Annotated in this window: 13 protein-coding genes; 9 read left to right on the top strand and 4 right to left on the bottom strand. The window is 71.7% G+C overall.

Annotated features, from left to right (window positions below; all coding sequences use genetic code 11):
• Nucleotides 1-56 precede the first annotated feature (56 nt).
• Together ABD366_RS18100 and ABD366_RS18095 are read right to left on the bottom strand one after the other, a co-directional pair.
• Complete coding sequence (locus ABD366_RS18100) at nucleotides 57-1403, bottom strand: DUF2252 domain-containing protein (protein ID WP_324766494.1); 1347 nt, start codon at nucleotides 1401-1403, stop codon at nucleotides 57-59.
• Between the two features lie 17 nt (nucleotides 1404-1420).
• Nucleotides 1421-1873 carry a hypothetical protein gene (locus ABD366_RS18095; RefSeq protein WP_324766495.1) on the bottom strand — a complete coding sequence of 151 codons (453 nt, stop codon included), beginning with the start codon at nucleotides 1871-1873 and terminating at the stop codon, nucleotides 1421-1423.
• 124 nt (nucleotides 1874-1997) lie between these two features.
• Here ABD366_RS18095 and ABD366_RS18090 point away from each other — a divergent pair, with 124 nt between their 5' ends.
• Nucleotides 1998-3182: a winged helix DNA-binding domain-containing protein gene (locus tag ABD366_RS18090; RefSeq protein ID WP_324766496.1), complete on the top strand. Its 1185-nt coding sequence runs from the start codon at nucleotides 1998-2000 to the stop codon at nucleotides 3180-3182.
• Between the two features lie 124 nt (nucleotides 3183-3306).
• Here ABD366_RS18090 and ABD366_RS18085 read toward each other — a convergent pair whose 3' ends face one another.
• Nucleotides 3307-3585 carry a hypothetical protein gene (locus ABD366_RS18085; RefSeq protein ID WP_324766497.1) on the bottom strand — a complete coding sequence of 93 codons (279 nt, stop codon included), beginning with the start codon at nucleotides 3583-3585 and terminating at the stop codon, nucleotides 3307-3309.
• A 133-nt stretch (nucleotides 3586-3718) separates the two neighbouring features.
• Between ABD366_RS18085 and ABD366_RS18080 the strand changes: the two genes are divergently transcribed.
• The 7 genes from ABD366_RS18080 (at nucleotide 3719) to ABD366_RS18050 (ending at nucleotide 9845) form a co-directional block, all read left to right on the top strand.
• On the top strand, nucleotides 3719-4081 hold the full coding sequence (locus ABD366_RS18080) for an arsenate reductase family protein (protein WP_324766498.1): 363 nt from the start codon (nucleotides 3719-3721) through the stop codon (nucleotides 4079-4081).
• Between the two features lie 168 nt (nucleotides 4082-4249).
• Nucleotides 4250-5299 carry a glutamine synthetase gene (gene glnII, locus ABD366_RS18075; protein ID WP_324766499.1) on the top strand — a complete coding sequence of 350 codons (1050 nt, stop codon included), beginning with the start codon at nucleotides 4250-4252 and terminating at the stop codon, nucleotides 5297-5299.
• Nucleotides 5300-5307: 8 nt separating this feature from the next.
• The gene (locus ABD366_RS18070) at nucleotides 5308-5508 is read left to right on the top strand and encodes a hypothetical protein (protein WP_324766508.1); all 201 of its coding nucleotides are present in this window, start codon (nucleotides 5308-5310) and stop codon (nucleotides 5506-5508) included.
• Nucleotides 5509-5604: 96 nt separating this feature from the next.
• Nucleotides 5605-6258 carry a winged helix-turn-helix domain-containing protein gene (locus ABD366_RS18065; RefSeq protein WP_324766500.1) on the top strand — a complete coding sequence of 218 codons (654 nt, stop codon included), beginning with the start codon at nucleotides 5605-5607 and terminating at the stop codon, nucleotides 6256-6258.
• Between the two features lie 116 nt (nucleotides 6259-6374).
• Nucleotides 6375-7628: a sensor histidine kinase gene (locus ABD366_RS18060; RefSeq protein ID WP_324766501.1), complete on the top strand. Its 1254-nt coding sequence runs from the start codon at nucleotides 6375-6377 to the stop codon at nucleotides 7626-7628.
• Nucleotides 7613-8263, top strand: coding sequence for a response regulator transcription factor (locus tag ABD366_RS18055; protein WP_324766502.1), 651 nt, complete (start codon nucleotides 7613-7615; stop codon nucleotides 8261-8263). The genes ABD366_RS18060 and ABD366_RS18055 overlap by 16 nt, the downstream gene beginning before the upstream one ends.
• A gap of 67 nt (nucleotides 8264-8330) precedes the next feature.
• Entirely contained in the window at nucleotides 8331-9845 is a 1515-nt protein-coding gene (locus tag ABD366_RS18050) for a DUF1996 domain-containing protein (RefSeq protein ID WP_324766503.1), read from the top strand.
• A 30-nt stretch (nucleotides 9846-9875) separates the two neighbouring features.
• On the opposite strand, the gene ABD366_RS18045 is transcribed toward ABD366_RS18050, so the two are convergent.
• Nucleotides 9876-10316, bottom strand: a complete 441-nt coding sequence (locus tag ABD366_RS18045; RefSeq protein WP_324766504.1) for a hypothetical protein — start codon at nucleotides 10314-10316, stop codon at nucleotides 9876-9878.
• 129 nt (nucleotides 10317-10445) lie between these two features.
• On the opposite strand from ABD366_RS18045, the gene ABD366_RS18040 reads away from it, so the two are divergent.
• Nucleotides 10446-13550 carry an alpha-N-acetylglucosaminidase gene (locus tag ABD366_RS18040; RefSeq protein ID WP_324766505.1) on the top strand — a complete coding sequence of 1035 codons (3105 nt, stop codon included), beginning with the start codon at nucleotides 10446-10448 and terminating at the stop codon, nucleotides 13548-13550.
• The last annotated feature ends 66 nt before the right edge of the window (nucleotides 13551-13616 follow it).

Raw genomic sequence — 13616 nt, 5'->3', positions numbered from 1 at the left:
CCCGGGTCCGGCGCACAGGCGGGGAAAGCGCCGCCCTGGTGCGCCGCGCGTGGGGGTCACGCCTGGGGGGCTGCCGTCAGGACGCCCGCCGAGAGCGCGCGGCGCAGTGTCGCGTGGTCCCTGGCGGTCTGGTCGGCGTAGCGCAGTGCGAACGCGGCGGTCGCCCGGTCGAAGGTGTCCGCGCCGCCCAGGTACGCGGCGATGGCGATGCGGTCGCCGGAGCGCGCGTGGGCGCGGGCGAGCGTGGTGCCGCAGAGGCGGACGTAGGTGAGGAGTTCGTCGGGTGGCATGGCCGCGATGTCCGCCGAGCCCTTCATGTCGCGCAGTTGACGCCAGTAGAAGGCGCGGCCCTGGGGGCCCGTCATCCAGCCGAGGAAGATGTCGCCGGCGGCCTGGAGGAGGCGCTGTCCCGAGACGACGCGGTGGCCGGGGTGGAGGTGGGTGCCGTGGTACGGGATGTGCTCCTCGAGGACGGAGCGGCCGGCCTCCTTGATCTGGAGGAAGAGCGGGTCGTCGGCGTCCCGGCCGGTGAGCAGGAGGACGAAGCAGCGGGTGCCGACGCTGCCGACGCCGACGACCTTGCGGGCCGCGTCGACGAACCGGTAGCGGTCGAGCAGGCGGCGGCGCTCCTCGGCGAGCGTGGAGCGGTAGTCGCCGAACATCTTGCGCAGGGCGGCCGCGTCGGAGATGCCCGCGGGTTCCAGGAGGGGCGGGTCGTGGATGATGCGGCGGCGGCCGTCCGGGGTGGTCTCGGTGAGTTTGGCGAGGGCGTGCAGGCTGGTGCGGCGGGTGGCCTGGGCGAGGGTCTGTTCGGCGCGGCGTCGGTGGCGTGCGGAGCGGATCAGCGGCAGGAGTTCGTGGGCGTCGACGCGCTCGTACCAGGCGGCCAGTTCGCCGAGGCGGGCCAGGCGGCGCATGTTCGCGCGGTAGGCGCCGACGCAGGCGAGGGCCGCGAGGTGGGCCTGTTTGTCGGGGTGGCCGTTGTCGCGGGCGGCGACGGCGACGGAGGCCGCGAGGCGTTTGACGTCCCACTCGAAGGGTCCGGGGTACGTCTCGTCGAAGTCGTCGAGGTCGAAGAGGAGGGAGCGCTCGGGCGACGCGAACAGGCCGAAGTTCGACAGGTGGGCGTCGCCGCAGAGCTGGACGGTCAGGCCCGTGTGGGGTATCGCCGCGAGATCGCCCGCCATCACGGCGGCGGCGCCGCGCAGGAACGCGAACGGGCCGGCGGCCATCCGCCCGTACCGGACGGGGAGCAGATCGGGCAGGCGGTCGGCGCCCTGGCGTTCCAGGACCACGACCGGGTCGGGGCGGTCGGCGGCCGGAATCCAGGGGGCGTGCGAGGACCGGGGGGCGTACTTGCGGGCGCGTTTGCCCTGTGCGGCGCGTTCGGCGGGGCTGCTCACGGCGCAGGCCCCGGCGTTCAGTGGCGCAGCGCGCGGAGGATGTCGGCGCTGATGTCGCCGTCGAGGGAGCGGTGGCTGCGGGCGTCCGCCTTCTTGGACTTGCCGCCTTCCACGTCGTTCACGTTGAGGGCGACCGTGTCGAGCCGGTTGCCGCCGCTGTCCTTGAAGGCGACCAGGACGAGGTACGACTTCGCGTCCGAGGCCTTGTTCGTGACCGTGACCGGCACCGTGGCCCGGCCGTCGTCCTTGGTCACGTCGCCGAGGCGTACGTCGCCCTTGGCCTCGGTGCCCGCCTTGAACTCGTCGACCTTCTTCTGGGCCTCGGCCGTCGCGGACGCCAGCAGGCCGCCCGCCTTGGAGGCGGCGTCGGACGGGCTGGTGTCGTTGTCCGAGCAGCCCGCCGCGCCGACGGCCAGGGCCGTCGCGAGCAGGGCCGCAGCGGCGCCTCGTATACCTCGCACGTTCGCCATCCCGAACACCTCCGCTCGACCGCCATGCCGGTCGCTCCAGTCAACGGTGCGCCTGCGGGAGCCCGCATGCCAAGTACGGCAATCAGGTGACTTCTCCCACGGGGTCTCCGGCAGGATGTGCGGCATGAACACGCGGCACATCGGCAACGACGAGCGGCGCGTGCGTCTCGCGCTCGCGCACCGCCTCTCCCCCGCGGCGCGGGCGGCCGGTCCCGAGGAGGTCGCGCGTTCCCTCGTGGCGCTGCACGGCACGGATCCGGCGACGGTGTACCTGGCGGTCGGGGCGCGGCTCGCGGATCCGGCCGGGACGGTCGGGGGTCTGGAGCGCGCCCTGTACGAGGACCGGACGCTGGTGCGGATGCACGGGATGCGTCACACGGTGTTCGTGTTCCCCGCCGAGCTGGCCGCGACGGTGCACGCCTCGACCGGGCTCGCGGTCGCGGCGAAGGCACGGGCGGCGCTGCTCAAGGACATGGTGGTCGGCAGCGACGGGCGGCTGACCCCCGAGTGGCTCGCGGAGGTCGAGGAGTCGGCGCTGGCCGCGCTGGCCCGGCGCGGTGAGGCCACGGTCACCGAACTCGTCGTGGACGAACCCCGGTTGCGCGAGCAGTTCACGTACGGCAAGGGGAGGAGCTACGAGTCGCCGCACACGGTGTCGTCGCGACTGATGCGGGTGCTCGGTGTGGAGGGGCGCGTGGTGCGGGGGCGGCCGCTCGGCTCCTGGACCTCGACGCAGTTCCGCTGGGCGGTCGCGCCGCCGCATCCCGGACTCCCGCCCGCCGAGGCACAGTCCGAGCTGCTGCGTCGCTGGCTCGGGGTGTGCGGGCCCGCCACGGAGGGGGACCTGAAGTGGTGGACGGGGTGGAAGGTGACGGACGTACGCAAGGCGCTGGCCGCGGTGGGGGCGGTGCCCGTCTCCCTGGACGGGGGCGCCACGGGGTACGTCCTCGCGGATCAACTGGAGCCTCCGGCGACCGACTTGGAGCCGTGGGCCGCGCTGCTTCCCGGGCTCGATCCGACCGCGATGGGCTGGCAGGAGCGCGACTGGTACTGCCCGCCGGAGCTGCGGGCCGCGCTGTTCGACGGCAGCGGCAACATCGGGCCGACGGTGTGGTGGAACGGGCGGATCGTGGGCGGGTGGGGTCAGCGGGCCGATGGTGAGGTGGTGTGGCGGCTTCTCGATCCCTCGGGGGGTCGTGCCGTGCGGGAGGGGGTCCCGGCGGAGGCGGCCCGGTTGTCGTCGTGGCTGGGTTCCGTGCGGGTCGCTCCGCGGTTTCGTACGCCGCTGGAGAAGGAGCTGGCTTCATAGGGTTGCCCGGCGATGGGGCGGAGCCCTGGGGCTCCGCCCCGGACCCCGCTGCCTCTCGTCCGCAAAGCGAGGCTGGGGGGTCGGCCGGAGGGGCTGGATGTGGTGGACGGGCTCGTTCAGTCGCTCAGCGGCAGTAGCGCATCAGCGTTCGTACCATGTGGCACGTCGTGTCCGACGGCGGGTGGATTCCTATCAGTTCGGCCGTGGACCGGATCCTCTGATTGTGGGCCTGGTTCGGCAGGTAGACGCCCGAGTCGAGCAGGGCTATCGCGAGGCGCATGGCCTTGAGGCGGCGGTTGTGGGTGATGTACCAGTCACGAGGCCGTCCCGCGGGCAGCGGCCTCTTGGCGAGCGGCGCGTACGGCAGATCCAGCAAGGTCGGTGCGGCAGCCGGCACAGGCATCCTCCTGTCGCGAATCGAGAGCCCCCGTAGCCCTCGAACACTGCTTCTATTCTACTGCGGACCACTGACAAAAGCCGCTGGCCAGACAGCATTTGAGGGAGTCACGGGAAGCCTCTCGCGTACCGTTGGCACCATGGAGATCTGGATCAACCCGGCCTGCTCGAAGTGCCGCAGCGCGCTCACCCTGCTCGACGCGGAGGGCGCCGACTACACGGTGCGCCGCTACCTGGAGGACGTGCCGTCGCCCGACGAGATCCGCGCCGTTCTCGGCCGGCTCGGACTGGAGCCGTGGGACATCACCCGCACCCAGGAGGCGGCCGCCAAGGAGCTCGGCCTCGCGTCGTGGGCGCGCGACGCGGACAGCCGCGAGCAGTGGGTCGAGGCCCTGGCCGCGCACCCGAAGCTGATCCAGCGCCCGATCATCACGGCCGAGGACGGCACGGCCGTGGTGGGCCGCAGCGAGGAGGCCGTACGGGACGCCCTCGGCCGCGGCTGACGGCTGCGTCGCATACGAGTCACGGCTGCGACGCATACGAGTTCACGGGACGTCCGCGGCCCCGGGCGCCTCCGGTAACACGGGGTTCACAAACGGGCAACGGCCGGGAAATCGCCTGTTGACAAGCTGCCCGGCAGAAAGAGACCCGTGACTGAGGATGTGGCCCCCGTGACGTTCAAGGCTGAGTACATCTGGATCGACGGCACCGAGCCGACGGCCAAGCTCCGCTCGAAGACGAAGATAATCGCCGGTGCTTCCGCTCAGGCGGGGACACTGGACGCGCTGCCCATCTGGGGCTTCGACGGATCGTCGACGAACCAGGCCGAGGGCCACGCCTCGGACCGCGTCCTCAAGCCGGTCGCGGTCTACCCGGACCCGATCCGCGGCGGCGGCTCCTCCGGCGACGTGCTCGTCATGTGCGAGGTCCTGAACATCGACATGACGCCGCACGAGTCCAACACGCGGGCCGCGCTCGCCGAGGTCGAGGCCCGGTTCGGCGCGCAGGAGCCGATCTTCGGCATCGAGCAGGAGTACACGTTCTTCGAGGGCGACCGCCCGCTCGGCTTCCCGGTCGGCGGCTTCCCCGCCGCGCAGGGCGGCTACTACTGCGGTGTCGGCACGGACGAGATCCACGGCCGTGACGTCGTCGAGGCCCACCTGGACAACTGCCTCAAGGCCGGTCTCGGCATCTCCGGCATCAACGCCGAGGTCATGCCGGGCCAGTGGGAGTTCCAGGTCGGCCCGCTCGCCCCCCTTGAGGTCTCCGACCAGCTGTGGGTGGCCCGCTGGCTGCTCTACCGCACCGCCGAGGACTTCAAGGTCTCCGCGACCCTCGACCCGAAGCCGGTCAAGGGCGACTGGAACGGCGCGGGCGCGCACACCAACTTCTCGACGAAGGCCATGCGCGAGGGGTACGACGCGATCATCACCGCCGCCGAGTCGCTCGGCGAGGGCTCCAAGCCGATGGACCACGTCAAGCACTACGGCGCCGGCATCGACGACCGCCTGACCGGCCTGCACGAGACCGCCCCGTGGAACGAGTACTCGTACGGCGTCTCCGACCGCGGCGCCTCGGTCCGTATCCCGTGGCAGGTCGAGAAGGACGGCAAGGGCTACATAGAGGACCGCCGTCCGAACGCCAACGTCGACCCGTACGTCGTCACGCGCCTGCTCGTCGACACCTGCTGCTCCGCCCTGGAGAAGGCCGGCCAGGTCTGATTTCGGCCATGGAGCGCATCGGGGCGCCCGCATCTTCTGCGGGCGCCCTCTCCTTTGCGTACTACATCTGCTTCAATATGGGCATGGCCAGTATCCAGAACATCATCGCGCGGGGTCGTCGTCACGACCTCGAGCCGTTCTGGCCTTCCCGCCAGCATCACGACTTCGACCGGGTGTGTTGCCGCGCGACGCACGCGCAGGCCCTCTAAAGCCGGTACTCGAAGTCTCGAGATGCGGCCTTCGGTCCGCGCGCACGACGTACGTCCTTCCTCAGACGACTTCTCGCGCGAAAGAGTTGACCACTCATGGCTAACGCCCGCTCACTCTCCCCCCTCCCCGGCCCCCTGGCCCCCGCCCGCACCCGGCTGCGCGCCGTCGACCGGGACGAAGTGGCGCCCACCGCGCCCACCGCCCTCGTCCCCACCGTCGACGTGGCCGACTTCCTGCCGCCGGGCGCCACGCTGCTGCCCGCGCCGCCGCACACCCTGCCGACGCTGCCGGGCCGGCCGCCGATGATCGGCTACCTGGTGCTCGTGCCGGCCGACCAGCAGCCGGCGCCGCCCACCGCGTCCCTGCCCGCCGCTTCCCACCCTGCCGCTTCCCACCCCGTCGCGAACGCCGCGCCCGCCGGGTCCGGGGCCGACTCCGCGTCCGGTCCGTCCGACGCGCTCATCGGGATCGACGACGCGCAGCGCACCGCCAGCGTCCTCGGGCGTCAACTCGACCTCACCTACCTGGAGTTCGAGCTCCTCGCCCACCTCGTCGCGCATCCGCACCGGGTGCACACCCGCGACGCGCTCGTCACCACCGTGTGGGGGTACGGGCATGTCGGCGACGGCCGCACGGTCGACGTCCACATCGCCCGGCTGCGCCGCAAGCTGGGCGCCGAGCACCGTCAGGCGATCCAGACGGTGCGCCGCGTCGGCTACAAGTACGCGCCGCCGGTAACCGCCCGCTGATCCGCGGCCGGGGTGTACTCAGTGCCACCCCGGTACGGGGGCCGTTCCCACTGACCCGGGCGTCGCCACCGGCCACACTGTGAGGTGTCGGGCAGGTGGGACGGACGGAGTGGGGCATGGGTGCGAGAGCGCGGAGCGCCGTGGTGGCGGGGCTGCGGGGACTGTGGGTCGCCGTGGCCGGGATCGCCGGGTCGATCACCCTGTTCGTCCTGTCGGTCGTGTCGGTCGTGCTGATCGTGGCCGGGGTCGGCGTCATGACCACGCCGTGGGTGCTCGGGCTCGTGCGGCACTGGGCGAACTGGCGGCGGGCCGTCGCGGCCGAATGGTGCGGGGTGCGCATCCCGGCGACGTACCGGCCGTTCCCGGACGGGATCATCGGGCAGGCCGAGCGGTGCCGCCTGCTGCTGAGCGACCCGGCGACCTGGCGGGACCTGCGCTGGCTGCTCGTCGACATGACGGCCGGGTTCGTCACCGCCGTGCTGCCCGCGGCGCTGATCGTCTACCCGGTCGAGGGGTACGCGCTCGCGGCCGGGCTGTGGCGGGTCTTCACGGACGGCACGCACGTCGGCTGGTGGTACGGGTTCGTGCCGGTCAGCGGGCAGGGCACGGCCCTGCTGTCCGCGCTGCTCGCGACGGCGCTGCTCGCCGCCGGCCTGTATCTCACGCCCGTGCTGCTGCGCGGGCACTTCCTGCTGACCCGGTACGTGCTCGCGCCCGCCGCCGGTGAACTGGAGCAGCGCGTACGGGTGTTGACGACGACGCGGCGGGACGCCGTGGACACCTCGGCGGCCGAACTGCGGCGCATCGAGCGTGATCTGCACGACGGGGCGCAGGCCCGGCTCGTCGCGGTCGGCATGGACCTGGGCACGGTCGAGGCGCTGATCGAGAAGAACCCGGCGAAGGCGAAGGCGCTGCTCGCGCAGGCCCGGCAATCGTCGGCGGAGGCGCTGACCGAGCTGCGGGACCTGGTGCGCGGTATCCATCCGCCGGTGCTCGCCGAGCGCGGCCTCGGGGACGCGGTACGGGCGTTGGCGCTGCGCCTTCCGGTGCCGACGGAGGTGGAGGTGGAGCTGGCCGGGCGGGCCGAGGCGCCGGTCGAGTCGGCCGCGTACTTCGCCGTCAGCGAGGCCCTCGCCAACACCGTGAAGCACGCGGACGCCGACCGCATCTGGGTCGACATCACGCACACCGACGGGCATCTGCGGATCGCCGTCACCGACAACGGCAGGGGCGGCGCGGTGATCGAGCCCGGCGGCGGGCTGAGCGGTATCGAGCGCAGGCTCGCTACATTCGACGGTGTCCTCGCCGTCGGCTCCCCCGCCGGCGGTCCGACCATGGTGACCATGGAGATCCCTTGCGTGTTGTCCTAGCCGAAGACCTGTTCCTGCTGCGGGACGGGCTGGTGCGGATGCTCGAGGCGTACGACTTCGAGATCGCCGCCGCCGTCGAGAGCGGACCCGAACTCACCAAAGCGCTGGCGGAGTTGGATCCGGACGTCGCCGTGGTCGATGTGCGGCTGCCGCCCTCGCACACGGACGAGGGGCTCCAGTGCGCGCTCGCGGCGCGGCGGGAGCGGCCCGGACTTCCGGTCCTGGTGCTCTCGCAGCACGTGGAGCAGTTGTACGCGCGGGAGCTGCTCGCCGACGGGGCGGGCGCGGTCGGATATCTGCTGAAGGACCGGGTGTTCGACGCGGACCAGTTCATCGACGCGGTGCGGCGGGTGGCCGCGGGCGGAACCGCGATGGACCCGCAGGTGATCCAGCAGCTGCTGTCCCGGCGGGCCGCGGACGCGCCGCTCGGCGGACTCACCCCGCGCGAACTGGAAGTACTGGAACTGATGGCGCAGGGGCGGTCGAACGCGGCGATCGCGGGGCAATTGGTGGTCACCGAACGGGCCATCGCGAAACACACGTCGAATATCTTCGCCAAGCTGGGGCTTCCGGTTTCCGACGACGACAATCGTCGGGTGCTCGCGGTCATCGCCTATCTGGATCAGGGCCGCTGAGAGCCGGTCTCCTAGAATTCCGGGGAGTCGATTGAACACGGCCGACTCCCGTTGCGTACGTAGTCCCATGGGACGCACCTCACGGAAACGGCGCTCTACGCTGACGACGCGGATGACCATCGCGTCGGCCGCACTTCTCCTGGGCGGAGGTGGGCTGGTCGCGGTCAATGTGTACGCGTCGGCCCAAGAGGACCCGGGACAGGACGCGGGCGGCGGGACGCGGCAGCAAGCGCAACAGCAGGGGCAGCAGCGGCAAGTGGCCACCATCGACTGTCCGGACGTCGGCACCTCCCTGCCCGATGTGCCCGACGGGGCGCGCGGCCGGGTCGACGGTGAACTGGCCACGCTGGACAGCCAGATCACGGAGGCCTATCAGCGGCTCGCCTCGAACCGGACCGCCGCGGCGCAGGACCCGAACTTCGTACAGAACAGCATCCTGGGCCCGCTGAAGGACAAGCGCGGCGCCGTCCTGGACCGGATCGGGCAGGACATCCGGCGCTCCGGCGGCCGCCCGCCGCAAGGGCTCGACGGGATGGCGCCCTGCACCGGGCGGCCTTCGGAGCAGCCGCAGCAGCCGTCGCAGCCACCCTCGCAACAGCCGCCCGGGCAGCCGTCGCAGCAGCCGTCTCAGCAGCCCGGCGACGGGTCCGACGGCGGGGCGGGCGACGGCGCGGGCGGCGACACCGGCAACGGCAACGGCCCCGACGCGAGCGATTTCGTCGACATCAAGTCCGTCCAGCCCAATGTCGCGGTACCCCGCAACCAGCGCGCGGCCTCGCGCGGCACCTTCACGACGGCCTGCGGCCGCAACGAGAACGGCAAGTTCAACCCGGACAATGTCATCGTCGCGCCCGGAGTGAGCAATGGCGCTCACCATATGCACGATTACGTGGGAAATCAGGCGACGGACGCCTTCTCCAGCGACGACGATCTCGCGAACGGGCAGACGAGCTGCCGCAATCAAGGTGACAAGTCGACCTATTACTGGCCGGTCCTGCGGTTGCAGAACGGAAAGGACGAGGCGGACGTCGGCGCGGACGGCGGCGGAAAGGACCAGAACGTCGGAGAGATCCAGACGCCTTCCTCGGTGACCCTGAAATTCGACGGGAATCCGACGAGCAAGGTCGTGGCGATGCCGCGATTCCTGCGGATCATCACGGGCGACGCGAAGGCGTTCACCAATGGCGACGCGAACGCCAACGCCTCGTGGAGCTGCACCGGGTTCGAGAACCGGCAGCTGAAGGACAAGTACCCGATCTGCCCGCAGGGCTCGAAGGTCGTGCGCACCTTCCGCTTCCAGAGCTGCTGGGACGGCGCGAACGCGGACAGCGCCAACCACCGTACGCACGTAGCGTTCGAGGACCCGCGCACCGGCGCCTGCCCGGGCGGCTTCAAGGCGATCCCGCAGCTGGTGCAGCGCATCGTCTACGCCGTACCGCCCGGGCCCGGCTTCGCGGTCGACTCGTTCCCCGAGCAGCTGCACAAGGCCGGCACGGACCACGGTGACTTCATCAACGTCTTCGACGACAAGCTGATGCAGCGCGTCGCCAACTGCATCAACCGGGGCGACCGCTGCACCTGACCGCCCCCTCACGGCTGCTGCGCGGCCTGCTCAGTGGTGACCGGTGTGCCCTCCCGGGGCACCCTCCTCGCGACCCCCACCACCGCTACTCCCCGAGTGGTGCGAGGAGGACCGCTCCACGGTCCCGCCGAGCCGGCCGCGCAGCTGTGTCACGGTCCGGTCCGCGCCGACCACGATCCACTTGCGGCCGACGAGGTACGTGCCGCCGTAGTCGTCGGCCGCGTCCAGCCATTCGGCCTGGCCGCGGTCGGTGGTGAAGGTGGCGAGGACGTAACGCCCTTTCCCCTCGCCGCAGTTGGCCTGGCGCAGTTCGGCCGCGTCGGTCTGGATGTCCGGCCGGCAGCCCGCCGTGCGCGCCAGCTGCTCCAGCGATCCGACGGCCGTCCGGGGGGTCTTCGGGCCGTCGTCGTGCGCTGCGCACCCGGTCATGGCCAGGGCCACCAGGGCCCCTGCCACCAGCAGTTTCCTCATCCCGCACTCCTGTCCGTCCGTCTTCGGTACGTCGACACGTTCCCGCCAGCTCCGCACGCACCGTTGAGCACGGACGTGCGCCCCGGTTAGCGTGCGCGGCACCATCCGCGACACTGGGGGTCCACACGTATGTCCGCGCCAACGCGACGCACGGTTCTCGGCACGGCGGGCGCCATCGGGATCGGCACGGCCCTCGGGGTGGGCGTGCCGGCCGCTCAGGCGGCGCCGCAAGCACTTGATACGGCTCCGGCCCTCGCCGCGCTCAAAAGGCAACTGCCGCACCACGCGGACCAGTTCAGGCTCAGACTTCTCGCCCCGCAGGGCGGCGCGGACCGCTTCCGGGTTTCCGGCCAACGGGGCCGCATCGAGGTGTACGGGACGACCCCGGCGGTACTGCTCGCCGGGGTCCACTGGTATCTGAAGTACGTCTGCGGGGCGCACATCGCCTGGAACGGCAGCCAGCTGGACCTGCCCGCCACCCTCCCGGCGCCCGCCCGCCCCCTGGAGCGGTCCACGTCGCTGCCGCACCGGTTCGCGCTGAACGACACCAACGACGGCTACACGGCGCCGTTCGCCGGCTGGGCGTACTGGGAGCGCATGATCGACGTGCTCGCGCTGCACGGTTGCAACGAGGTACTCGTCATCGCGGGCATGGAGGCCGTGTACCACCGGCTCCTGAAGGACTTCGGGTACAGCGACGAGGAGGCGCGGGCCTGGCTCCCGGCCCCCTCGCACCAGCCGTGGTGGCTGCTGCAGAACCTCTACGGGTACGGCGGCCCGCTCTCCCCCGAGGTCGTCGCCGAACGGGCCGAGCTGGGCCGGAAGATCACCGACCGGCTGCGCGAGCTCGGGATGAAGCCCGTCATGCCGGGCTACTACGGCCATGTGCCCAAGGGCTTCGTGGAGCGCAACGGCGGCGACGCGCACGTGGTGCCGCAGGGCATCTGGCACGGCTTCGAGCGCCCCGACTGGCTCGATCCGCGCACGACGTCGTTCACCGAGGTCGCCGAGTCGTTCTACGGGCACCAGAAGGACCTCTTCGGCGACATCGACGCCTTCAAGATGGACCTGCTGCACGAGGGCGGCACGGCCGGTGACGTGCCGGTACCGGACGCGGCCCGCGGCGTGGAGGCAGCGCTCCAGAAGAACCGGCCGGGCGCCACCTGGGTCATCCTCGGCTGGGAGGCGAACCCGCTGCCCGCCCTCCTCGACGCCATCGACAAGAAGAAGATGCTGATCGTCGACGGGGTCTCCGACCGCTTCACCTCCGTCACCGACCGCGAGAAGGACTGGGGCGGCACCCCGTACGCGTTCGGCACGATCCCGAACTTCGGCGGCCGGACGACCATCGGGGCCCGCGCGCACATCTGGAACGAGAAGTTCTTCGCCTGGCGTGACAAGGCGAACAGCGCTCTCACCGGTACCGCGTTCATGCCGGAGGGCACCGACCGCGACCCGGCCGCCTTCGAGCTGTGGTCCGAACTCGCGTGGACCAAGTCGAAGTTGGACCGGGCCGACTGGTTCGCCGGGTACGCGGACTTCCGCTACGGCCGCCGCGACCGGGGCGCCCGCTCCGCCTGGCAGGCCCTGTACGAGACCGCGTACCAGCAGAGGGCCGTGGAGCGCTCCGACCCGCACGACTCGCTGTTCGCCGCGCGCCCGGACCTCGCGGCCGACCGCGCCGCCTACTACGCACCGCGCGCCCTCACCTACGACCCGGCCCGCTTCGACGCGGCGCTCACCGGTCTCCTGGGCGTCGCCGGGGACCTGCGGCGCAGCCAGGCCTACAAGTACGACCTCGTCGACGTCACCCGTCAGGCGCTCGCGCACCGCAGCCGCCAGCTCCTGCCCCAGCTCAAGGCCGCGTACGCCGACAAGGACCAGGCCCGGTTCAAGGACCTCGCCACGCTGTGGCTGAAGCTGATGCGCCTGTCGGACGACGTCACCGGCACGCAGCAGGCCTTCCTGCTCGGCCCGTGGATCCAGGACGCGCGGGCCATGGCGACGAACGACGCCGAGCGCGCCGAGTTCGAGCGCTGCGCCAAGGTCCTCATCACGGTGTGGGGCGACCGCGCCACCTCCGACCCGGGCAACCTGCACGAGTACGGCAACCGCGAATGGCACGGCCTGATGGCCGACTTCTACCTGCCGCGCTGGCAGAAGTGGCTCGACGAACTCCAGGACGCGCTCGCGGCGGGCCGGGAGCCCACGAAGGTCGACTGGTTCGCGTTCGAGGAGCCCTGGACACGGGAGCGCAAGGACTACCCGCTGCGGCCGTACGGGGACGCGTACCGGACGGCGTCCCGGGTGCGGGACGTGCTCGCGCGGGCCCCCTATCAGGGCGCCCTGACGGTCACGGCCGAGCCGCCCGCGTTCCCGCCGGGCGGGCACGCGCGCGTGGCAGCCACTTTCCACAACGTCAACGGCCTGCGGGCGACGGGCCGCGTCGACTTCACCCTGAAGGGCATCGACGCCACGCCCGAGCACGGCACGTCGCTGCCCAGGGTGGCTCCGGCCGGCGAGGGCACGGTCTCCTGGCGGGCGAGCGCGCCCCGCACCCCGCTCGACGAGCCGCTGCGCCCGCTGCCGTACACGATCGACGTGCGGTACGGGCCCCAGGGCGAGGACCGGGTCACCTACGAGCACAAGGGCACGCTCTTCGAGGCGGGTCCTCTGGACGCGGGCTGGAAGACGTACAGCAACAACGCGGCGGTCTTCGGGCAGTTGGAGGACCGGTTCGCCATCGACGGCGGCGGCTCCGATCTGTGGAAGGGGACGACGGAGTTCGGTACGGCGTACCGCGAGGGCGCTTTCGCGGACGGTTCGTCGGCCGTGCTGCGGGTGGACGCCCAGGCCGTGACGGGCGCGTGGGCGCGGGCGGGCATCATCGTCCGCAATTCCCTCGCCACACCCGGCTCGACGGGCTTCCTCAACCTGTCCGTGACGCCCTCGAACGGCGTCGTGCTCTCCTACGACACGAACGGCGACGGGACGCTCGACACGTACAAGCGGATCACCGGGATCAAGGCGCCGGTGCTGCTGCGGCTGACCCGGGCCGGCGGCTCGTACACCGGCGCCTGCTCCACGGACGGCGGGAGCACCTGGCGGACCGTCGCGACCGTGCCGGTGCCGGGGGCGGCGGCGACACAGGACGTGGGCCTGTTCATGACCGCGACGAACGGCGGGAACGGGGCGCGCGGCACGGTCGGGTTCAGCGGCTGGCAGCTCCGTTAAGACAGCAGGCCCGTAGGAGAGACTGGGCGGGACGCACCGGATCGAACAGAACAACGGGAGTCCCGC

It is taken from the genome of Streptomyces kunmingensis (assembly GCF_039533535.1).
GTDB classification, from domain to species: domain Bacteria; phylum Actinomycetota; class Actinomycetes; order Streptomycetales; family Streptomycetaceae; genus Streptomyces; species Streptomyces kunmingensis.
This window is presented reverse-complemented; position numbering and strand designations above follow the sequence as displayed.

Excerpts from the sequence above, each read along its gene's own strand:
- ABD366_RS18095 (WP_324766495.1), bottom strand. The coding sequence starts at position 1,873 with ATGGCGAACGTGCGAGGTATACGAGGCGCCGCTGCGGCCCTGCTCGCG.
- ABD366_RS18090 (WP_324766496.1), top strand. The coding sequence starts at position 1,998 with ATGAACACGCGGCACATCGGCAACGACGAGCGGCGCGTGCGTCTCGCG.
- ABD366_RS18085 (WP_324766497.1), bottom strand. The coding sequence starts at position 3,585 with ATGCCTGTGCCGGCTGCCGCACCGACCTTGCTGGATCTGCCGTACGCG.
- ABD366_RS18080 (WP_324766498.1), top strand. The coding sequence starts at position 3,719 with ATGGAGATCTGGATCAACCCGGCCTGCTCGAAGTGCCGCAGCGCGCTC.
- ABD366_RS18070 (WP_324766508.1), top strand. The coding sequence starts at position 5,308 with ATGGAGCGCATCGGGGCGCCCGCATCTTCTGCGGGCGCCCTCTCCTTT.
- ABD366_RS18065 (WP_324766500.1), top strand. The coding sequence starts at position 5,605 with ATGGCTAACGCCCGCTCACTCTCCCCCCTCCCCGGCCCCCTGGCCCCC.
- ABD366_RS18060 (WP_324766501.1), top strand. The coding sequence starts at position 6,375 with ATGGGTGCGAGAGCGCGGAGCGCCGTGGTGGCGGGGCTGCGGGGACTG.
- ABD366_RS18050 (WP_324766503.1), top strand. The coding sequence starts at position 8,331 with ATGGGACGCACCTCACGGAAACGGCGCTCTACGCTGACGACGCGGATG.
- ABD366_RS18045 (WP_324766504.1), bottom strand. The coding sequence starts at position 10,316 with ATGAGGAAACTGCTGGTGGCAGGGGCCCTGGTGGCCCTGGCCATGACC.
- ABD366_RS18040 (WP_324766505.1), top strand. The coding sequence starts at position 10,446 with ATGTCCGCGCCAACGCGACGCACGGTTCTCGGCACGGCGGGCGCCATC.